Source organism: Paenibacillus sacheonensis (assembly GCF_009909195.1).
GTDB lineage: Bacteria > Bacillota > Bacilli > Paenibacillales > Paenibacillaceae > Paenibacillus_Z > Paenibacillus_Z sacheonensis.
This window is the reverse complement of sequence record NZ_JAAAMU010000003.1, coordinates 279,016-300,428: the sequence shown is the minus strand read 5'-3', so window position 1 is coordinate 300,428 and position 21,413 is coordinate 279,016. Positions and strand designations below refer to the sequence as shown.

Annotated in this window: 19 protein-coding genes; 6 read left to right on the top strand and 13 right to left on the bottom strand. The window is 59.0% G+C overall.

The features are described from left to right. The first annotated feature begins 155 nt into the window (after nucleotides 1-155). The 5 genes from GT003_RS06905 (at nucleotide 156) to GT003_RS06885 (ending at nucleotide 4,343) form a co-directional block, all read left to right on the top strand. Nucleotides 156-458 (top strand): Dabb family protein, encoded by a 303-nt coding sequence (locus GT003_RS06905; RefSeq protein WP_161695802.1) that lies wholly within the window; start codon nucleotides 156-158, stop codon nucleotides 456-458. Between the two features lie 139 nt (nucleotides 459-597). Then, complete coding sequence (gene lplA, locus GT003_RS06900) at nucleotides 598-1,584, top strand: lipoate--protein ligase (RefSeq protein WP_161695800.1); 987 nt, start codon at nucleotides 598-600, stop codon at nucleotides 1,582-1,584. A 41-nt stretch (nucleotides 1,585-1,625) separates the two neighbouring features. Continuing rightward, complete coding sequence (locus GT003_RS06895) at nucleotides 1,626-1,856, top strand: hypothetical protein (protein ID WP_161695798.1); 231 nt, start codon at nucleotides 1,626-1,628, stop codon at nucleotides 1,854-1,856. A gap of 228 nt (nucleotides 1,857-2,084) precedes the next feature. Continuing rightward, nucleotides 2,085-3,689: an MDR family MFS transporter gene (locus tag GT003_RS06890; protein ID WP_170312150.1), complete on the top strand. Its 1,605-nt coding sequence runs from the start codon at nucleotides 2,085-2,087 to the stop codon at nucleotides 3,687-3,689. A gap of 6 nt (nucleotides 3,690-3,695) precedes the next feature. Further along, nucleotides 3,696-4,343, top strand: coding sequence for a PadR family transcriptional regulator (locus GT003_RS06885; RefSeq protein ID WP_161695794.1), 648 nt, complete (start codon nucleotides 3,696-3,698; stop codon nucleotides 4,341-4,343). 258 nt (nucleotides 4,344-4,601) lie between these two features. Here the strand turns inward: GT003_RS06885 and GT003_RS06880 are convergent, their stop codons facing one another. The 9 genes from GT003_RS06880 to GT003_RS06840 form a co-directional block, all read right to left on the bottom strand. Next, a complete protein-coding gene (locus GT003_RS06880) occupies nucleotides 4,602-5,309 on the bottom strand; it encodes an ABC transporter permease (RefSeq protein ID WP_161695792.1) in 708 nt (235 codons plus the stop codon). Nucleotides 5,310-5,367: 58 nt separating this feature from the next. Continuing rightward, nucleotides 5,368-6,267, bottom strand: a complete 900-nt coding sequence (locus GT003_RS06875; RefSeq protein WP_161695790.1) for a glycine betaine ABC transporter substrate-binding protein — start codon at nucleotides 6,265-6,267, stop codon at nucleotides 5,368-5,370. Nucleotides 6,268-6,281: 14 nt separating this feature from the next. Next, entirely contained in the window at nucleotides 6,282-6,941 is a 660-nt protein-coding gene (locus tag GT003_RS06870; protein WP_161695788.1) for an ABC transporter permease, read from the bottom strand. A gap of 3 nt (nucleotides 6,942-6,944) precedes the next feature. After that, nucleotides 6,945-8,087 (bottom strand): ABC transporter ATP-binding protein, encoded by a 1,143-nt coding sequence (locus GT003_RS06865; protein ID WP_161695787.1) that lies wholly within the window; start codon nucleotides 8,085-8,087, stop codon nucleotides 6,945-6,947. 607 nt (nucleotides 8,088-8,694) lie between these two features. Then, nucleotides 8,695-9,417 (bottom strand): GntR family transcriptional regulator, encoded by a 723-nt coding sequence (locus GT003_RS06860; protein WP_161695785.1) that lies wholly within the window; start codon nucleotides 9,415-9,417, stop codon nucleotides 8,695-8,697. 29 nt (nucleotides 9,418-9,446) lie between these two features. Beyond that, on the bottom strand, nucleotides 9,447-10,466 hold the full coding sequence (locus GT003_RS06855; RefSeq protein WP_161695783.1) for a sugar kinase: 1,020 nt from the start codon (nucleotides 10,464-10,466) through the stop codon (nucleotides 9,447-9,449). Further along, nucleotides 10,459-11,214 carry a 2-dehydro-3-deoxy-phosphogluconate aldolase gene (gene dagF, locus GT003_RS06850; protein WP_161695781.1) on the bottom strand — a complete coding sequence of 252 codons (756 nt, stop codon included), beginning with the start codon at nucleotides 11,212-11,214 and terminating at the stop codon, nucleotides 10,459-10,461. Before dagF ends, GT003_RS06855 begins: the two co-directional genes overlap by 8 nt. A 3-nt stretch (nucleotides 11,215-11,217) precedes the next feature. Beyond that, nucleotides 11,218-12,324 carry a DgaE family pyridoxal phosphate-dependent ammonia lyase gene (locus GT003_RS06845; RefSeq protein ID WP_161695779.1) on the bottom strand — a complete coding sequence of 369 codons (1,107 nt, stop codon included), beginning with the start codon at nucleotides 12,322-12,324 and terminating at the stop codon, nucleotides 11,218-11,220. Continuing rightward, nucleotides 12,302-13,390, bottom strand: a complete 1,089-nt coding sequence (locus tag GT003_RS06840; RefSeq protein ID WP_161695777.1) for an amidohydrolase/deacetylase family metallohydrolase — start codon at nucleotides 13,388-13,390, stop codon at nucleotides 12,302-12,304. Before GT003_RS06840 ends, GT003_RS06845 begins: the two co-directional genes overlap by 23 nt. 348 nt (nucleotides 13,391-13,738) lie before the next feature. Here GT003_RS06840 and GT003_RS06835 point away from each other — a divergent pair, with 348 nt between their 5' ends. Next, the gene (locus GT003_RS06835) at nucleotides 13,739-16,075 is read left to right on the top strand and encodes a helix-turn-helix domain-containing protein (RefSeq protein ID WP_338045938.1); all 2,337 of its coding nucleotides are present in this window, start codon (nucleotides 13,739-13,741) and stop codon (nucleotides 16,073-16,075) included. Nucleotides 16,076-16,169: 94 nt separating this feature from the next. Here GT003_RS06835 and GT003_RS06830 read toward each other — a convergent pair whose 3' ends face one another. From GT003_RS06830 to GT003_RS06815, 4 genes are all read right to left on the bottom strand, one after another. Further along, a complete protein-coding gene (locus tag GT003_RS06830; protein WP_161695773.1) occupies nucleotides 16,170-17,189 on the bottom strand; it encodes a glycoside hydrolase family 130 protein in 1,020 nt (339 codons plus the stop codon). A gap of 118 nt (nucleotides 17,190-17,307) precedes the next feature. Continuing rightward, the gene (locus GT003_RS06825; RefSeq protein ID WP_161695771.1) at nucleotides 17,308-18,918 is read right to left on the bottom strand and encodes a type 2 periplasmic-binding domain-containing protein; all 1,611 of its coding nucleotides are present in this window, start codon (nucleotides 18,916-18,918) and stop codon (nucleotides 17,308-17,310) included. Between the two features lie 198 nt (nucleotides 18,919-19,116). After that, the gene (locus GT003_RS06820; protein WP_161695769.1) at nucleotides 19,117-20,028 is read right to left on the bottom strand and encodes a carbohydrate ABC transporter permease; all 912 of its coding nucleotides are present in this window, start codon (nucleotides 20,026-20,028) and stop codon (nucleotides 19,117-19,119) included. A 16-nt stretch (nucleotides 20,029-20,044) separates the two neighbouring features. Continuing rightward, nucleotides 20,045-21,004 carry an ABC transporter permease gene (locus GT003_RS06815; protein WP_161695767.1) on the bottom strand — a complete coding sequence of 320 codons (960 nt, stop codon included), beginning with the start codon at nucleotides 21,002-21,004 and terminating at the stop codon, nucleotides 20,045-20,047. Nucleotides 21,005-21,413 lie beyond the last annotated feature (409 nt).

Here is a 21,413-nt window from a genome sequence, read left to right as displayed (position 1 = left end):
TTCTGGAGCCCTTATCGCTGCCGATAGGCCGGGTACCGTGCTGGGTCGGTTGCCTGGTCGGTTGCCGACATTCCGCAGAGCTGGTCCAACTAGACCCTTCCCGTATATAATGAAGGTACGTTCAACCAAAACGATACCATGAGGAGCGTGTCCCTTTGTACGAGCATCTCGTCATCTTCAAATTCAACGCAGCCATCACGCCGGAGCGCGAGCAGGAGCTATTGACTAAGCTGCTGGCATTCAAAGGACGTATTCCCGGCATCGTCGACCTCACGGCAGGCCTGAACGTCACGGAAGAAACGGCTAACGTTCACGGCTACTCCCTCGGCCTTCGCGTAACGTTCGAGAGCCAGGAGGCGCTGCGTTCCTACGGACCGCATCCGCTCCACCAAGACTTCGTCGGCGGGCTGTCCGGCATCCTGGAGAACGTCGTCGTCGTCGACTATCCCGTAAAGTAGCGCCTGCACCGTGCCGCTGCGGGCGGATCGCTTGAACCGCCCAAATATTGGCAAGAATAGGAACAGCCTGGCGGCTTCGCCGGGCTGTTCCTGTCTGCTCCGCGGCGGTATAATAGAACGTAAGGAGTGAGATAAACCCATGCTATTTATCGACAACGGCAGCAACAACGATCCGGCTTGGAATTTGGCGCTCGAGGAATACGCGCTGCGCCATTTGGCAGGCGAGCAGGACTTTCTGCTTTTCTATATTAATGAACCGTCCATCATCATCGGCAAGAACCAGAACACGGCCGAGGAAGTAAACGCGGCATTCGTCGAAGCGAACGGCATTCACGTCGTCCGGCGCTTGTCCGGCGGCGGCGCCGTCTACCATGATCTCGGCAACCTCAATTTCAGCTTCATTACCAAGGATGACGGAAAATCGTTCCATAACTTCCGCAAGTTCACGGAGCCGGTCGTCGCGGCGCTGCATAAGCTCGGCGTAGAAGCGGAGCTGTCCGGACGCAATGATCTGCAGGTCGGCGAGCGCAAAATTTCCGGAAACGCGCAGTTCGCGTCCAAAGGCGTCATGTTCAGCCACGGCACGCTGCTGTTCGATTCTGAAGTCGACGCGATCGTATCGGCGCTGAACGTGAACCCGCTCAAGTTCGAATCGAAGGCGACCAAGTCCGTTCGCAGCCGAGTCGCCAACATCGCGGAATTTCTCGATGAGCCGATGACGATCGAGCAATTCCGGTCTTTCATTCTGGCATCGGTCTTCGGCGGCGGCGAAGTGCCCGAATACCGGCTTAGCGAGGCCGATCTGGCCGCCGTCGGCAAGCTGGCGGACGAGCGTTACCGGAGTTGGGACTGGAACTACGGCCGATCGCCGAAATTCAACGTTCGTCAGACGAAACGGCTCTCCGCCGGCACCTATGATGTACGGCTGCTCGTGGAAGGCGGCATCATCGTCGAGGCTTCCGTGTTCGGCGATTTCTTCGGTACCGGCGAGGTCGCGGACGTCACGTCCAAGCTGGCCGGCATCAAATACGACGCCGCTTCCGTCGACGAAGCGCTCCGTGACATCGATCTGACCGTCTATTTCGGACCGGTGGACCGCCAGGAATGGCTTGAGCTGTTGTTTTAGAACATATCGCTAATTAAGACGCATGGGAGTGGAGAGAGAAGATGAGCCGATCCGAGAACGAAAATGTCACCTCCTTCAAAGCGCTTCAGCTTTGGAGATCGATTCCGCAGCAGTACCGGGACAAGCTCGTGCGCAACGTCTTCTGCGGCAATTGCGGCGGTGCGGTCGAGATCGTGGATTACAGCATTCGGGAAGAGAAATACGCGCTGCTTCTGACCGGGAAATGCCGAACCTGCGGCAAGCCGGTCGCCCGTGTCGTCGAGAACGAATAGCGCGCTGCAGGAATGAAGATGCGTTTAAATGCTTACACTCATCGAAGCGGCCGGTTTTCTGCTTGAAACAGCAGACGATCGGCCGCTTTTCTATGGCCGATCCCTATACGCGATCATTTTCCGGGAAATACTAAATCAAGCTTTACGCAACTTTATATTGTCATCCACTCAAATTTGAGTATAATGAACAATGGATATTCAAATTTGAGTATGTCTCAAGAGAAAGGGATGACCATATTGGACGCAAATCGCAGCAACGTCAAGCTCGTCATTGCAGGCCTCATGCTCGGCTTGTTTATTACGGCGCTTGACCAAACCATCGTGTCGACGGCAATGGGCACCATCATCAAGCAGCTGGGAGGACTCGACAAATTCATTTGGGTCTATTCCGCCTACATGATCGCGATGGTCGTCTCGACGCCGATCTTCGGCAAACTGTCGGATATGTACGGACGCAAGACGTTTGTCGTGACCGGCCTCGCGCTGTTCATGCTGGGCTCCGTCCTATGCGGAACGGCGCAGAACATGGAGCAGCTCATCATTTACCGCGCCATCCAAGGGATCGGCGGCGGGGCTATCATGCCGATCGTATTCACCATCATTTTCGATCTGTTCCCTGCCGAGAAACGCGGCAAAATGATGGGGCTCTTCGGCGCCGTCTTCGGCATCTCCAGCGTATTCGGCCCGATTCTGGGCGGATTGATTACCGACAACATCAGCTGGCGTTGGATTTTCTACATTAACGTTCCGCTCGGTATCCTGTCGCTGCTGTTCATCGCGAAGGCGTACCACGAGAACAAGAACACGCGCAAGCAGTCCATCGACTGGCTCGGCGCGATCATGCTGACCGGCTTCGTCCTCTTCCTGATGTTCGGCCTGGAGCTTGGCGGCACGGACGGCTGGGCGTGGAGCGCGGCAAAGACGATCTTGCTCTTCGTCGCTTCCGGTCTGTTCCTCGTCGGCTTCCTGCTCGTGGAGCGCGCCGTGAAGGATCCGATCATCAAGCTCGGCTTGTTCAAGAACAACGTCGTGACGAGCAGCATGGCCATCAGCCTGCTGTACGGGGCCGTCATGATCTCGACCGCTTCTTACATCCCGCTGTTCATCCAGGGCGTCTTCCATAAGACGGCTACGCAAACAAGCACCGTCATGATCCCGATGATGCTCGGCGTCGTAGCCAGCAGCCAAATCGGCGGCCGCGTCGTCACTAGATTCCGCTACCGCGACGTCATGCTGGTATCCGCCATTATGCTCATCGTCGGCACGGCATTGCTCGGCTTCGCCATGAACGACGAATCCAGCCGGCTCCTGATCTCGCTCTATATGATCGTCGTCGGCCTCGGCATCGGCGTATCGTTCTCGCTGCTCAACATTTCGACGCTCAACGCCGTGCCGCCGCAATACAAGGGCACGTCGTCGTCCCTGATCACCTTCTTCCGCACGATCGGCTCCGCGCTTGGGATCGCGGTCTTCGGCGCCATTCAGAAATCGTCGTTCCAAACGAACATCGCCGAGATGCCGAACATGAATCCGCAGCTTGCGGAACAGATCAAAGGCGGCCAAGTGCTGCTCGATCCGGAGATGCAGCAGAAAATGGGCCTGCCGGCCGACATCGTGAACAAGCTGCTTGCGCAGTTCTCGGATTCGGTCGTCGCGATCTTCCAATGGTCGGTCATTCTGCCGATCGTGGCGATCATCTTCGTGTTCCTGCTCGGCCGTGCCCGCCTGGAAGTCCGTAAAGCCGGCCAGCAAGGCGCCCCGGGCGCAGCGGCGGGCAATACGGGTTCCCAACTCGACGGCGGTAAGCCGGCGCCATCCGTACAAGGGAGATAAACTACCATGTCCATGAGGCTCTTGATTTTAGGGCTGTTAATGGAACGCGAGCGGCATCCTTACGAGATTCGGCAGACGATCAAGCTGCGTAATTGGAATGAATGCTTCAAGCTGAGAGACGGTTCGCTGTACTACGCCGTCGACCAGCTGCGGCAGGACGGACTGATCGAAGCAGCCGAAGTCGTCGCGGTTCCGGGCGATAATCGGCCGGACAAAACCATTTACCGCATTACGGAGAGCGGCCGCGAAGCGTTCCTCCTTCTATTGGAAGAACAGTTCAAGATGACTTCCTTTCCGCAGCATCCCTTGTTTCTGGCGATGCCGTTCGTGCGCCACGGCCATACCGACAAGATCGAAGCGCTCGTATTGAAGCAGTTGGAAGACTGCGAGATGCGCATTGCCCGAATGAAAGCCATACTCGAGCTGAAAGGGGATCTTATCCCCCGCGGCTCCTCGCTGATGATCGAAGGCTTCATTCGATTCGGCGAGACGGAGAAAACCTGGCTCGAGCAATTGCTCGCGGAGGCGCGCTCCGGCAAGCTGTTCGAGTCGCATCAGATGACGCCCGAGCAGATCGAAGCGTACGTCGTCGGCTTGAAGGAATTCGAGAAGTCGTATCCGCCGGATACGGAGAAGAACGACAAGGACAGTTAACAGGCCCATGCCGGGTCGCCGGCAAGCATACTGACGCAGGCAAAAAACGCGTTGATCGCGATCCCCGAGGGGACGCCATCAACGCGTTTTTGTCGTTCGATTAAGCATGCGGGCCTTCTTGCTTGGCCGTGCGCTCGTTCGATCTCCGAGCCTATGTCATAAACATACAATCGCGAAGCATACTAAGTTTGAATGTTTTATCTTATTCGCGTTCCCAGAGGATTCGACTTCCGGTTTGACTCCGATTTGACGCCCTGCTTACGCTTCGGCTTTGGCTTGCGCTTTGGGCACCGGAGGAAGGACGTTCTTGGAACGTCTGCGGTCCACCTTCAGCTTGCGCTGAAGGATGCCGAGCACGATGTCGGCCGCGATCGCGAGCAGCGCCGCGGGAACCGCGCCCGCGAAGAGGCGCAGCGTGTTCCCGTTGTTGATGCCCGCATAGATCTCTCGGCCGAGTCCGCTTCCGCCGACGAGCGGGGCGATCGTAGCGACCCCGATCGCGATTACGGCGGAGACCCGCAGCCCCGTCATGATGTAGGTCAAAGCGAGCGGGAACCGAATCTGGAACAGAATTTGCATCGCGTTCATGCCTACGCCGCGTCCCGCTTCAATATAGCTCGGGTTGATCTGCTGCAGCCCGATGTACGTATTCCGCACGATGGGATTCAGCGAATAGAGAAACAAGCCGACGGTTACCGTCGTGGATCCGAGACCCATCAGAAGCAGGAGCAGGACCAGCATCGCTAAGCTCGGGATGACCTGCAAGATATTCATGACGGCCAGTATGACGCGAGCCAGCGCGCGGTGTCGCGTGCAGAGCGCGCCGAGCGGAACGCCGACGAGAAATGCGAACCCGACGCCGGTGAGCACCATCATGATATGTTGGACCAAGTAGCCGAGCAGCATGCCGGAGTTGCGCTGCACGTAATCGATGAAATCCCAAAACGTTAAATGAGGCTCTACCATTCATGGATCCTCCTTTCCTTTTATTAATGTAGTAACTCTTCGGCGACGATGCCGCTCCTTATGCTTGGAGCAGGCCGACTCGTTTCAAGTAGGCGAGCGCGACTTCGCGTTCGCTCTTCTTCTCGATGTCGACTTCGTAGTTCAGGTCGATCATCGTCTGTTCGTCGATCGTCCCGATCAGCTCCGATACGGCTTCCGTCACGCCCGGATACTTCTTGGCGGCATCGTCGCGAATGACCGGCGAAGCGTCGTAGGGCGGGAAGAAATGCTTGTCGTCCTTCAACGTCTTCAGCCGGTAGGCTTTCAGACGCGAGTCGGTGGAGTAAGCAAGCACGATATCGACTTGATCTTGGGCGACCGCTTTATAGACGAGGCTCAGTTCCATCGGGAACGCCTTGCCGAACGTGATGCCATAAAACGCGGAGAAAGCGGGATAGCCGTCCGAAGCGCGTTCCAGCCATGACGTATCGACGCCCAGACGCATGCCTGCCGCATCCGCTTGAATATCGGATATATTCTCGTAGCCCTTGGCTTTAGCCAGATCCGCGCGCACCGTAAACGCATACGTGTTCTCGAACCCCAGCGGGTCCAGCCAGTCGAGATCGTAATATTTCTTGAAGCCCGCCTGCGCTTGCGCCAGTACTTGCTTGCGGTCCTTCGTATCCTGAATCGGAAAATGGTTATTGAAGATTTCGCCGGAATACAGCGTCCCCATCTGAAGGTCGTTGCGTTTGATGGCTTGCAGCACGACCGGGCTCGACGCGAGATCCGGAATGATCTCCACGTTAACGTCCGTCCGATCCTCGATCAGCGCTTTGTACATCTCGGCTAAAATTTTGGTTTCGGTAAAGGTCTGCGCGCCGATCGTGAACGTATTTCCGGTGCCGCATGCACCGAGCAGCATCGCCATCGCGCACAGAACGAGCAGCGTTATCGTATGGTTCAGTTTCGCAATCATCCTTGTCCTCCATGTTAAATCGACATTCTCCTCGCACCGCCGAACCGCCTGGTCAACCATTTCTCGAGGATGCCGAGCACCTGATCCACGAGCAAAGCGAGCAGGATCGCGCCCAGCGCGCCCGTCACGATCAGCTCCGGCTTGTTGACCGCCATGCCCGACACGATCAGCTGGCCCAGGCCGCCGGCGCCGATCAAGGTTGCCAGCGTCGCCCAGCTGATGATATAAACCATCGTCACCCGGATGCCCGACATGATATAGGGCAGCGACAGCGGCAGCTGAATAAGCAGGATCCGCTGCATCGTTCCGTACCCCATACCCCGCGCCGAATCGAGCACGTTGCGGTCGACGGATTCGAAGCCGTCATAGGTATTGCGCAGAATCGGCATGATGGCATACAGCAGCAGCGCGACGACCGCCGGCTTGGTGCCGATCCCCATGAGGGGGATAAGCACGGCGAGGAGAGCCAGGCTCGGCACGGTCTGCAGCAGATTCGCGACGAAGAACACGCTGACGTTGATCCATCTTACCCGGTTATATACAAGCGCGATGCCGAGCGGTACCGCGAAGAGGGTACCTAGAAGGATAGCCGTGAGCGACAGGGCCAGATGCTGGCCCAGCGCATGCAGAATGTCGGAGCTGCGTTCCTGCAGGAAAGACCAATAAGCAGCCATTCGTTACACCGCCTCCTCGGAAGTCGGGAGGATCTCGGCCAGATGGCGCACGATGCTGCCCCTCGTGACCAGCCCGACGAGACGATCCTGGTCGTCGATGACGGCCACGTGGGACAGTTGATTGTGACTCATCATCTCTACCGGCTCCGACAGCAAGGAACCGCTTCGAATGAAATATCGGACGGGCTTCATGACGTCGGCCACCGTAATGTTCTCGTCCCCGTAGTGCTCCAGCACGTTATAGATCGACACGATGCCTTTCAGCTGCCGCTGCCGGTCGATGATGAACAGCGTATCGACCTTGCGCCGTTCCATAATGGTAATGGCTTCCGCCAATCCTTTGTTGGGATACGCGGTAACGGGCTGGTTCACCATGACCTCGTTAACGGTCGGGCTGTCATAGAGGAGATCCTCCTGGTGCAGCCGCTTCTGTCCGATGAAGGAAGCGACGAATTCATTGGCGGGATGCCGCAATATCCGCTCCGGCGTATCGCTTTGCACGACTTCCCCGCTCTTCATGAGCACGATCCGGTCGGCGATCTTGAGCGCCTCGTCCATGTCGTGCGTGACGAAAATAATGGTTTTGTGCAGCTCCTGCTGCAGCCGGACGATCTCGTCCTGCAGCTGCTCGCGGCTGATGGGATCGAGCGCGCTGAACGGCTCGTCCATGAGGATGATATCCGGATCCGCGGCAAAGGCGCGGATGACGCCGATTCGCTGCTGCTGGCCGCCGCTCAGCTCGGATGGATAACGGTCGCGGTACGTGTCCGGATCGAGCCCCACGAGCTTCAACAGCTCGTCGACGCGCCGCTCGATGCGGTCGGCCTTCCATTTCTTCAGCCGAGGGACGACCCCGACATTGCGCCCGATCGTCATATGGGGGAACAAGCCGATGCTTTGAATGACGTACCCGATGTCGCGCCGCAGCTCGACGGTATCGATCTCGCGCGTGTCCCTGCCGTTAATCAAGATCGAACCGCTTGTCGGCGTGACGAGATGATTGATCATTTTCATCGTCGTCGATTTCCCGCAGCCGCTTGGCCCGATCAGGACGGTCAGTTCGCCCTGCTTGAATTCCAGATTGATATTCTTTAATGCTTGATAACCATCGGCGTACACTTTATTGATGTTTTTCATTACAATCATGAAGTATCCGTCCTTTACGTCTTTACTTTTCCAAATAATGTATTATAATCATTTGATTATTTGATTCAAAGTACCAATTATTCGGATGAGGCAATAAGCGACCATTTAAATTAACCGGATGACATGGATTTCAATCATGGAAAATAATTACTTCCACGTCGGCGGCTGCTCCGGCCTCTGCGAATGAAGTTACCGATAGGCGTGACGCGATGGACGTGAGCGCCGCTCCACCAGCCTGCGGGCTCTGCCGCCATGCCAAGCCTCGGCACGAAATTTTCGAGCACGGGGGGAGGGCTGTTCCAGGGGGGAGAATGGAGGAAGGGAAGCGGATCCGTAATCGGCGGAAACGGCAAACAGCGCCGCAGGGTTAGACCCGCGGGCGCCATATTCCATGCTATAGAAAGATATCCGGAGTGAGAAGACTACCGCTCCCTGCTTCTTGCTACAATTTGCATCAATTGCTTCAACTGATTCAACTGCTTCAACTGCCTCAACTTCCTCAACTGCTCAACTGCTTCAACTGCTTCAACTGCTTCAACTGCTTCAATTACACGGTACGCTGCCTCCGCTTTGCAGGTCCTCCTGCGAATTCCGCGCAAGACGGTCCTTACTTGTCGTAGCTGACCAAATACGGCTGCTGCTCCGTCTGATAATACCCGACGCTGTACTCGACAAGCCGACCCTCGACATCATAAGTACGGCGAAGCCGAACGAGCAGCGGCGTCCCTTCCGGCACGCCGAGCAGGCCGGCGGTCTCGGCGGATGCCGTGCCGACCGAGAAGGCGTCGCGGAAATTGTCCAGCACGATCCCCTGCTCTTCCAGCAGGTCGTACAGCGATTCGAACGGCAGCTCGCCCCTCTCCTGCCGCGACTTGGGCCACACGGCATCGGCGAGGTAGTGACGGATGTGAAGGTATGGACGCTCGTTCAATACGTACAGCCGCTCGATGCGAATCGCCTTCGGTCCCAGCAGGCCATGCAGCTCCGTACCCGGCGCCAGGCGCTCGCGGGCGGTCGAGATGAGCCGTTTCTCCAAGCGGTGTCCCTCTTCCACGAGCAGCTCGGTGAAGCGTTTGCCCTTGGAGAGGCGCGAGATCGACATGTTCGTGAGGACGATGGTGCCGACGCCGCTTTTCTTCTCGACGTATCCTTCCTCCGCCAGCTCGCGGATCGCGTTGCGCACCGTCATCTTGCTGACGTTGAACTCCTTCTCCAGCTGAGGCTCGGGCGGGATGTGGCCGCCGAGCGGATAGACGCCGTGGAGAATGCGATCCTTGACGATTTTCTTGACCTGCAGATACAGCGGTCCTTTCTTGCGCGTGATGCTCATCTCCGCTCCCCTTCCTCCGCTCCCCCGTCTCACCGTTCGATGTCGCCGGCCTTTCTGGACATCGCCTTCACGACATCGGCTTCCGACGCCAGCGGCGTATCCCCGTGCACCGTGTGCGCGAGCACCGCCGCCGCCGTCGCATAATCGACCGCGTATTGCGGATCGTCGCCGCGCAGGCAGGCGTGCATGATGCCGCTCGCATACGCATCGCCGGCGCCGACCCGATCGTATACCGCGAAGGTGGACGGCTGCGCGAACCAAAATGCCCCATCCGCGTGCAAATAGCCGGTCAACGTGTGGGTATTATCCGCGTTAACGCGGCGATGCGTGCCGGCAATCGTACCGATGCCGTATTGCTTCGCCACTTGCGGGATGAGCTCGAGCAGTTGCGACAACGGATCCTCGGCGCCGCTGCTGCTGGTCATGCCAAGCGTCAGCAGCGCGTCCTTCTCGTTCATGAAGACGATATCCGCCAGCTCCAGCATCTCGCGATAATGCGGCTTGGCCCGGGCATGGCCGTCTTCGCCCCATAGCGACGGACGGTAGTTGCAGTCGAAAATCACCTTGCCGCCGCGGCTCTTGACCACGCTCGCCAGCCGTTTGATCTGCGTGCGCGCAAGCTCGTTCATCGCCAGCGTAATGCCGCAGAAATGCACCGCGTCCACTGCATCGGCGATCCGTTCCCAGTCGGCCGGGTCATGGGGCACGGTGTTAAAGCTACTGCCGAGCCGGTCGGTGTACGTGACCTTGCCCGGGCGGATCCCGAAGCCGCGCTCCAGGAAATACATGCCGACGTAACGGCCGCCCCGGTTCACGAACGTCGTCTGAACGCCCAGCTTGCGCAGATACGACAGCGCGGCGTCGCCCAGCGAATTGTCCGGCAGCGTGCTGGCCAAGTAAGTCTCATGGCCGAAGCGGGACAGCGCCGAGACGACGTTGACCCCGCTCCCCGAGAAGGAGTACGCGAGGCTCCCGCTCTGCGACAGCGTCGAGTAGCCCGGCGTCTCCAGGCGCATCATCACCTCGCCGAACGCGGCGATCCTAGACATAACGATCTACCAGTCCCTTCAGTTCGCCGAGCAGCGTCCGCACATCCTCCACGCGCGTATCGCCGCTCGCCGGATCGACGATCGACGAGTAGACATGCGGAATGACCCGCGGAACGCCCGCTTCCAGCGCGATCTCCACAATTCTCCCGAAGTTGTCCAGGTCGATGCCGCCGGTCGGCTCCAGCGCGAAGCCTTCCTCGCCGCATGCCTTGGCGACGGCGCGGTACTCTTCCTCGAGCTTCAGTCCCTGCATCGGAAAATATTTCAGCGCATGCCCGCCCATATCCCGGACCAGCGCGATCGCGGCTTTGACCGGGACGATCGCTTTCTCCTCGGCGGCCGCGCTGAACACGCCCGTCGAGATATTCACGTAACCCGGCCGTCCGCAGGGCGACACGAGCGCGTTGATCCAGCTGTCGCGGCTGCCCAGGTTGGCGCTGGTGGCGCCGACGGCAGGGAAGATCTGATTGATGTGGCTGCCTTCGTACGACCGGACGACCTCCGCCACCACCGCCCCTTGACGGTTGTCTCCCGCGCCGAGTCCAATCGATACCGCGTCTTCGATCGACGCGCCGTACCGTTTCATGGCTTCGACAGCGGACGGAGCATCGGCGTAAGCCTTGGAGAGCACGCCGACGAGGACGTAACCCTCCGCCGCTTCGTAGACCGCGCGCGCGTTGTCGACGCTTCCCGCCAGCACGTTCAGCGCTGCTTTGTTCTTGTATAACCGGTTATGAATAGTAGCCATGCGTTAGTGTCTCCCCCCGATAATCTCCTGGATGCGCGCGATGATGACTTGCAGATCGTCGCCTTGAAGCGAACGCGGATCGAGATCGAAATACCCCTGCGCCAAGCCGTAGTCCCGCGTATAGACCGCGATGCCGCCGCCGCGAAGCCCGTCGTTGACCGTCCGCGCGGACAGGCCCGCCTTCGCTTCGTCGATCTGGATGCGTCCGCGGAAGATGGCTCGTCCCGCCTCGTCCTGGACGATGCCGACGCTCACGCCGGGAAGCTCGCCCAGCACGTCGAGGGCCGCCAGAGCCGCGCGCTCTTCCGCGCTCTTGTCTTCCTTGACGAAATACTCGTCCAGCGCCTGCAGCAGTCCGAAGATCGACTCCTTGCCGACCTTCATGCCGCGGCCGATGCCGTGCAGCTGCGTCTTCACCCAGCCGACATAAGCGGCTTTGCCCGCGACAATGCCGGAGGTCGGGCCTTCGATCGCCTTGGATCCGCTGAAGATGGCCAGGTCCGAGCAGGTCGCGTATTTGCGCAAATCCTCTTCGGCCGCGGCATCGACAATGAGGGGCACGCCGCATCGCTGCGCCACTTCCCAGGCATCCTCGACCTTGATCATGTTCTTCTGGACGCAGTGATGCGACTGCACGAACAGGATCGCCGCCGTGCGCGCGTTGATCGCCATCTCCAGATGTTCCTTGCGGCCTTCGTTGGCGTAGCCGACCTCGACGAGCTTGCCTCCGCCGAGCGCGACCATCGTCTCCACCGGAGCGCCGTATTGGACGTTATGACCCTTGAACAGAATAATCTCGTTATGCTCGGGCAGTTCTTGGTGAAGCTTCAGGCTCGCCCGCTTGTCGCCGCGCGTGACGACGGCCGCCACGGTCATGGCGATACCGCTGGAGGCGGAATTGACGATGACCGCGTCTTCGGCATGCAGCAGCCCGGCCGCGTAAGCGCCGGACTTGTCCACCAGATCGGCCATCTCCACGTAGCTCTGGCCGCCCGTCTTGACCGCGTTCATGACGCCGTCCGTCGGTGCCGATACGCCGAGGATGCTCATCCGGCCGCTGGCGTTGACGACGCGTTTCAATCCGTATTTAGCATGCAAAGTATGATCCATCGATAACCGCTCCCTTGACTTGTATGTAGGTGTCCGCCGTACGCGAAGCCCCTTCGGAATCCACCAATGTCCTGCTCCCCTTCACGACGTCGAACAGCGTCAGATCGGCCGTTCCGCCGACCTTCAGCCCGCAGAGCTCCGGCCGTCCGAGCCATTGCGCAGCGTTGACCGTCACCGCGTCTACGACCTCCCGGAGGCTGTAGCCGAGATAGAGAAACTTGCTCATCACGTCGGCCAAGCTGTAGACCGGCCCGCCGATGCGGTTGCTCTCGTAGATATCCGTGCTGATGGTGTGCAGCGGCAGCCCGGCCGCGCGAGCCTGCTCCGCCACGCGGAACGAGAAGCTGGCCGTTCCGTGCCCGACGTCCAGATGCACGCCGCGGTCGATCGCGTCCAGCAGCGCGGGCAGCGGCCTCCCTTGATTATCGAAGAGATTGTTGGCCTTGCCGTTCAAATAATGGGTCACGATGTCGCCCGGCGCCAGAAGCGCGATGACCTCGCCGATCGCAGGCGGTCCCGACCCGACATGGACCATGAGGGACAAGCCCGTCGCTTCGGAGAACCGGCGCGCGCGCCGGAGCGGCTCGATGCCCTGCTCCTTCACGACGCTGCGGCTGATCCTCGCCTTCAGCCCGACGATGAATTCCGGATAGGCCCGCACCGCCTCGTTAATGGCGTTCTCGTCGAGCCATGCCGGATTCGACAACTCGTCGACGCGCTCGAGGCCGATGCGCGAGACGTTCAGGAAAGCCAGCAGTCTGGTGGCCGCGCGGCTTCCCGCCTCCCGCAGCTCTCCGATCCGGTCCGCGCCGCAGCTGCCGGCGTCCACGATCGTCGTGACGCCCTGCTTGACGCCGATCTCGTCGATCGCGTCCCCGTAAGGCTTGAACTCGCGGAAGGCGTGCACGTGCATGTCGATCCAGCCGTCCGATACGCAGCCGCCTTCGGCGACGACCTCGCCTTCCCCCGTTCCCGAAGGGACGATCGCGGCGATCCGGCCGCCCTCGATCACGATATCGGCTTCTTGTCCGTCCATCCGTTTCATCTTGCGCAGTACGATTCCCATGCTCTGGATGCGTCCTTTCTTCGCGTGACAGCGCGCCTAGACGTTGTCTTCTATTTGTTCATTAGCTTAGCACATCCTAGCAATTAAATGAACATAACGTTATAATGTTTAAACATCAACACATTCGTTAGACATTCGCTTAGGACAATAGGGTCTATCCTTCATCCTTCCCCCGCGGGGGGCAAAGAACGGTTTAAGAAAGCGCATACTTGCCGGCGTTATAAGGCATCTCGCCTTGCACAGGCAGATTGCGATATCGAAAGCGCGATGCTTCGACACGCCAAATTAGATCGCCGAATTGATCTGCCCAACTCATACGCCCGGCAATCTTATTTCCAGGAGGTCCTCGTGAAATTATCCATAACGCCGTCCAGCCTGACATCGAGCATCCGCTTCAGTTGGAGCCGCTTCAAGTCGAGGCTTCTCGTCACCTACACCTTATCTTACATTCTCATTTTTCTGGTTCCGCTTTCGGGCGTCACCTTCGTCATCTACCATAACGCGACGGCCAATCTGCGCGCCGAGATCGAGCAGTCCAACGTCAACCAGCTGAACCAGGTGAGACAATCCATCGACACGCAGATGACCAACCTGCTGGAGACCGCCAGCAACATCTCCTTCGACGAGAATCTCACCAAATTCATGGTCTCGCATCCCTATTACAGCCGCGGCGCCATCGCCTCCTTAGCTCGGTACAAGACCAACAACTCCATATTGGACGAACTGTTTCTCTACTACCGCGGCGACGATCGGATCTACTCCAATCTAGGGATGACCGATCTCGACCTCGTCTTCGACAAGCTGTTCCGGTTCGATCGCTGGCAGCCGCAGGAGGTCAAGCAGGCGCTCAACGGTACGGCGTTCAACACCGTGCGGCCGGCCGAGAACGTCACCATGGGCTCGCGCAGCGAAGGCATGCTGGCGATGCTCGTCCCGATCAAGACGAACGATCCTTACCCGTACGGCACCGTGCTCTATTTGATCAAAGAAGACCGGCTTACCGGCGTCATGAACGCCATCCTGAACGACTTCTCCGGAAGCAGCTACATCTTCTCGGGAACGGGCGAAGTGCTGACCTCCAATTACCGCGGCGAAGCGCTGCGCGGACAAGACCTGACGTCGCTGAGTGCGCTCGAGCCGGGCATTCACGGCTTGAAGCTGGACGGCGAACGCTATTCGGTCGTCTCGGTCAAGTCCAAGGTCAACGGCTGGACGTATGCCACGGCCATCCCCAGCTATCAGTTCTTCGAACAGGTCGGCCAGATCCGAACGATCATCCTGCTCGTCTTCGTCTTCACGGCGTTGACGGGCATTGCCGCGGCGATGATGCTCGCCAGAAGGCAGTACCACCCGATCCGCGACCTGCTGGAATTCGCCTCGCTTCAGGGCGGCGCCAAGGAAACGCCGAAGATCCGCAACGAGTGGGACTGGATCAAGCAGACGATCCACGACTACCACGCCCGCATCGACATGCAGGAGCCGTTCGTGCGCAACCAATGCCTCATGCTGCTGTTCAAGCACGGCAAGCCGGACGATCCCGAGATCGAGCGCATGATCGTCCAATCCGGTCTGGAGCTGCCGGAGCGGGCCGCCTGCTTCGCGATCATCCTCAGCTTGGACGAGCAGCGCCGCGGCGAGCAGACGTGGGAGGACCAGCAGGCGCTGCGCGCGTGGCTGAGCCGGCTGGAGCTCCCCGGGCTGCAGGCTCAGATCGACGGCGTCGAGCTGTCCGTCACCCATCAGCTCGCGCTCATGGTAACGCTGCTGCAGGCGGACGGCAATGACGAGGCGAACCGCGCGGCTCTGGTCGTCGGCGAGCTCGACGAGCTGCTGGCGGAACGGCTGCCCAATCGGCCTAACCTAGGCGTCGGCACCTTGTACGACGACTTGTCCGGGCTGAACCAATCCTTCCTCGAAGCGGCCTCGGCGCTGGAACAGCGGATGCTGACGCTCAGCGGCCGGATCGCTTACTTCGAGGAGCTGACGGAGCCGGCGACCCCGTCGGAAACCGGCGAGAGCTCCTGGATCCCCAAGAAATGGCTGCTCAAGCTGGAGCAGAGCCTCAAGCAGGGCAACGAAGCCACGGCGCTCCAGCTGATCGCGAGCATGATGGCGAAGCTCAAGACCGAAACGCTGCCCGCCGGCTTGCTGCGATGCCAATGCTTCGACGTGCTCAATTCCCTGCTGCGAACCGCCGCCGAGCTCGGCATGGACGAGGCGCGAGCCGATATCTCGTCGCTGCATGCCTTCGAGACGCTGGAGGGACTGGAGAGCAAGCTTTGCTCGCTCGCGAAGCGCATCTGCCATGCGGCCTCGCGCCAGAGCGAGACGGTCCAGCCGTCGCTTATGGACGAGATCGTCGCCTACGTCGAACAGAATTACGCCGATTATACGCTCAGCCTGGAGCATATCGCCCTCAAGTACGATACCTCCACGTCATACCTCAGCCGCAGCTTCAAAGAGAAGATCGGCTGCAATTTCACGGAGTATATCTGGCAATGCCGTCTCCGGGAAGTGATTCGCCAGCTCCTTCATACGAGCGCGCCGCTCAAGGACATCATCGAGCGCGTCGGCTACCTGGACGCGCCGAACTTCATCCGCAAATTCAAGAAGGAAACCGGCCATACCCCCGGCCAATACCGCAAGCTGCACGGCGCGGGCGTCCCGATCTTCGAAGCGAATTAATTCACCTTCACCTCCGCTTCCGTCAAACCACAGGAGCTGTCCCCGTCCTTCGACGTCCGGGACAGCTCCTGTTTCTTCCAACCCGCAGGGTCTCCTAAGACTTCGGCCCGCTCAGTATATGCGCCACCAGCTCGTCCAGCGGGACCGTCGCGAGCGCGATGGCCGTATCCGTCACGCCGTAATAGATATACAGCAGGCCGTCCTTGACGACGTTGCCCGTCGGGAAGATGACGTTCGGAATCTGGTAGCCGAACTTCTCGTAATACGTCTCCGGCTCCATGATGAAGTCGTGCGTCCGGGCGATGATCTTCTCCGGGTCGTCGAGATCGAGCAGCAGCGCTCCGACCCGGTAGACGATCTCGTCGTCGACGCCGTGGTAGAGCACGAGCCAGCCCTTGTCCGTCTTGATCGGCGGCGTCGAACCGCCGATCTTGCGGGACTCCCAAGCCATGTTCTCGGCTTTGGCCAGCAGCTTCGGCTGCTCCCAGTTGATCAAATCGTCGGAATACGTAATCCACATGGCCGCTTTCTCCGTGCCGTACGCTTCGCCGATATATTCTTCCGGACGCCGCAGCAGGGCATATTTACCGTTAATCTTCTCCGGGAACAAGATATTGTCGCGGTCGTTGATATCCAGCTCGGTCGTATCCGCGACGAACGCCCAGTCGACGAGGTTGTCCGACTTGACGATGGACGAGCGGGTCAGCCAGTGGCCTTCCTGCTCGCCCCAGCCGTCCGGATACTTCGGGAACGAGCGCTCCGGAACGCCGGTGTTCGTCGGATAGTAATTCATCGCGCACGGCCGCAGCGCGTAGTTCATGTAGAACGTGCCGTCGATCTTGACGACGCGCGGATCCTGCACGCTGCCGTACGGGAAGCCCAGCTCGTCCGGCGTCAGGATCGGTTCGTCTTTCACGTGCGTGAAATGCACCCCGTCCTCGCTCTCCAGCAGGCCGAGATAGTTTTTGCACGGGGTCAGCGAGCCGGCGGTACGCTCGATCATATAAAACTTATCCCCGTCCAGGATGACGGCCGGATTGAAGACCGTCGCCTTCCGCCATTCGAATCCGCCGGGAACCACGATCGGGTTGGCGGGATGTCTGGTGATGTTCATGACAATATTCCTCCTGTGCAGTCGTATGGTGGTACGTTCGCGGTTGGATCCGCGGAAAGAAAAACTCTCCGGCAGCATGAGCCCTCGGAGAGTTTTCGGGCGATGAATGCATCCGCCGTTAGTTGGACTTCCAGCGGTCGTAAGCGGTTTGGTAGATCTCGGCCATCCGTTCGCCGCCCATCTTCTTGATCGTGCCGACGTAGCCGTCCCAGCCGGTCATCGGCTCCGCGCCGGTGACGAACTTGGCTTCCATCTGACGCACATACGTGTTCAGGTCGGACGTCATGGCCGTTACCTCCGCTTGTTCGTCCGGCGTCAGGAACAGCACCGGGAACGGGATGCGCGCGCCGCGGTCGAGCAGCTTGGTCTTGGTCTCGTTGGCGATCCAGGCGTCCACGTCGCCCAGCAGGCCGTTATCGATTTCCTTCAGGTTGATCGTCGGAGCCGGAATGCCGTAATTCGGCGTGATTTTGCCGCGGTATTCCTCGCGGTCGCCGCCGCCCGGCACCGGCAGGTATTCCTTCTTGAACGTGGCTTTGTCCGTGTATTTCCACAGAATGCCTTCCGGTCCTTTGTTGAACAGGGTCGCGCCTTCAACGGAGTACGAATAGTCGATCCAGCGTATGGATGCTTCGGGCGACGGATTCGTATTCGAGATGGCGAACGCGCCGGTGTTGATGCCCTTGTTCTTGGCGATAGCCGGCTTATCCACGGAGTCGCTCTTCACCGGGCTGAACATCGGGTCGTCGGTGTTCGGCTCTTCGCCCATCATTTGGAAGGCCGTCCAGGACGAGAACAAGCCGAGCTGATCGTTGCGCGCTTTGGCTTCGCGCTGCTCGCTCGTCTGCGAGAAGCTCTCATGGTCGAGCAGATTGTCGTTCCACAGCCGGTTCAGGTAGGCCAGGTACTCCTTGTAGCCCGCCTCGATCGGCGTATAGTGCACCTTCTCGTTGTCGTCCACGTAAATCTCTTCCTCGTAGATGCCGAAGGCGCCGAGCAGCCACGTCCGGATATCGCGCAGGCTGTTGCCCGGGGAAGCGGAGGACAGCGGAATTTCGTCCGGCTTGCCGTTCTTGTTCGGATCCTCGTTCTTGACCCGCTTCAAGTACGCGTACAGCTCCTCCGTGGTTTCCGGCAGCTTGTTCACTCCGAGCGCCTTCAGGAATTCGCCGTTGTACCACAGCGGATTGCGGTACCAAGGCTGGTTGAATTCAATGACCGGCAGCGCGTAGATATGGCCGTCCGGCGCGGTAATCGACTTGCGAATATCCGGGTTCTCGTCGAGAATCTTCTTGACGTTGGGCGCGTACTTGTCGATCAAGTCCTCGAGCGGCACGAGAATGCCCTGCTCGCCGTAATTCATTTGTTCCGCCGGGGTCAATCCGGCCGCATAGAAAATATCGGGATAATTGCCGCTGACGAACACGAGGCTTTTCTTCGTTTCGAAGGCGTCCTTCGGCGCGTTTTGGAACGTCATATGAATGCCCGTCAGCTTCTCCATTTCCTCGAACAGGGGCATCTTGTCCCAGTTCTGAATGCCGACGTCCGGCCCCATCATGGAGAGCGTCAGCGGCTTCTTGACCACGGGAAAGCCTTCCTTGTTCACGTTGTCCGCGGCGGCGCCCGCCTTGCTGCCCGTCTCTTTCTCTGTCGAGCTGCAGCCGGCCAGCACGCCGGCCAGCAAAGTGCCCGCGAGCAGCAGATTCAACCCTCTTCTACCTGTTTTCATGCATGTGCTCCTCCTTATTGTTCGCATTCTGTTGCTATCTATCATAAACGAAGATTGCGGCAGTCCCTTCATAGAATGACCGCTCGGGCCATATGCAGCGATTCATTCGAGTAGGGAATGGCCTGATCCTCGGTTACTTATGCCTGGCAGCGCCAGCGTTCGGACGAACGCTCGGCGTGCCTTTCGACTGCCTGCCCGTCAGCCTTTCACCGACCCGATCATCACGCCTTGCACGAAATAACGCTGCAGGAACGGATAAACCGCGATGATGGGCAGCGTAGACACGATGATGACGGCGTATTTCACGAGCGAGGCGATCTCCGCCTTGGAGGCGGCCAGACTCGCCGCATCGCCGTTCAGCACCGCGCCGTTGGTCTCCGCGCCCATCTGCTGGAGCACCAGGATCTGCCGAAGCACCATCTGCAGCGGAAACTTCGATTCTTGGTTGAGATAGATCAGGGCGGTAAAGTAGCTGTTCCAGTGTCCCACGCCGTAGAACAGCGCCATGACCGCGATGATCGGCGCCGACAGCGGAAGCACGATGCGCATGAACAGCCGCATGTTGGTACAGCCGTCGATATGCGCCGCTTCTTGCAGCTCCTTCGGGATCGTGGACTGGAAGAACGTCCGGGCCACGATGATGTTCCATACGGAAGCGGAGACCGGCAGGATCAGCGCCCACATCGAGTTGATCAGGCCGAGATTCTTCACGACCAGATACGTCGGCACCAGGCCGCCGCTGAAAAACATCGTCACGAGAATCACGATCATGAAGAATTTCCGGCCGACGAAGTCGCTCCGGCTGAGCGCGTACGCGGCCGGCAGCGTCACCGCCAAGTTGATGAGCGTTCCGATGGCGGTGTAGACGATCGTATTGCGGTAGCCCACCCAGATCTTGGCGTTCCCGAACACGAGCTTGTAGCCTTCCAGCGTCAACCCTTTCGGCAGCAGCCACATCTCACCGGAGTTCACGTACTTCGGCGTACTGATCGATGCGCTGACCATGTAGATCAGCGGGTAAAGCACGACGATCAGCGCCGCCGTCAAGAAGAGATAGACGAGGACGAGGAAGAGCTTGTCCCCTTTGGATTCTTTGATTGCCGATACCATCGATGCGTCCTCCTAACTACCAGAGACTGTTGTCGCTGGTCTTTTTGGCAATTCGGTTGACCGTCAAGAGCAGGATTGCATTGACCACGGAGTTGAACAAGCCGACTGCCGTGGAGAAGCTGAGCTGGTTGCTGAGCAAGCCCGACCTGTAGACGAAGGTGGATATGACATCGGAAGATTCGATGTTCAACGAGTTTTGCAGCAGCAGGATCTTCTCGTACCCGACGCCGAGGATGTTGCCCACGTTGAGGATCAACAGGATCGCGATCGTCGGGATGATCGTCGGGATATTAATATGAAGCACCCGCTTGAGACGGCTTGCTCCATCGACGATCGCCGCTTCGTGCAGCTGCGGATCGACGGCCGACAAGGCAGCCAGATAGATGATCGTGCCCCAGCCCGCGCTCTGCCACACGCCCGAGAGGACGTAGACCGTCTTGAACCAGCGCGGATCCTCCAGGAAACTCGCCGGCTGCAGGCCGACCCACTCGATCATGCGGATCAGGATTCCCGACGACGGGCTCAGGAACGTGATGATCATCCCCGCCATGACGACGATGGAGATGAAGTGCGGCGCGTACGTAACCGTTTGCACGCTTCGCTTGAACAGGCCGTTCTTGATTTCATTGAATGCCAGCGCCAATAGGATCGGCAGCGGGAATCCGATCGCCAGTTCGTACAAGCTGATGCTGAACGTGTTCCACAGGAGATCCCAGAAATAATACGAATGAAAGAACCGTTCGAAGTGATCGAAGCCGACCCAATCGCTGCCGGCGATGCCCTTGACGGGCAGGAAATTTTTGAAGGCGATCTGAACCCCGTACATCGGCACGTAATTAAAGATGATGAAGTACAGCATGCACGGCGCTATAAACAAGTACAGCTCCCAATTGTGCAGGATTTTTCTTCGCCAGGACGTCTTCCTGTTCGTCGTTCCAAGCTGCGTCCGAAGCGCCACCTCTTGACTTGCTTTCAACACCTACCGACTCCTTTCCCTTGACCCCTGACCCCGCTTCCGTATTCCTAATGAAGGCGGACGATGATCCCCCGAGCAAGCGTATTCATAAACGCCCTGCCCGTTCATACGTCCTATACTAGAAAATTTCGCGGGCGATCGTATATATGTCGAATATGAATTGTCATGTCCGTTCGGCGCGCCGCCTCAGGCGCGGCAAGGCTTTCGGCCATTCATCCCTCTTTCCCGGGCAGCTGTCTTCCGGGGCGCAATGTGTCGTATTTTACTCGCCGTCCCCCATGCAAATGATACATATTGCGCGTGGCAGCGAGGTGTGACGGCTTGTTCGCCAACCTCATCGTCAAGACGATGGAGCGGGGCTTGGTATAGGCTGCAGGCGCGATCCGCATAAAAAAACCAGCCCAAGCGC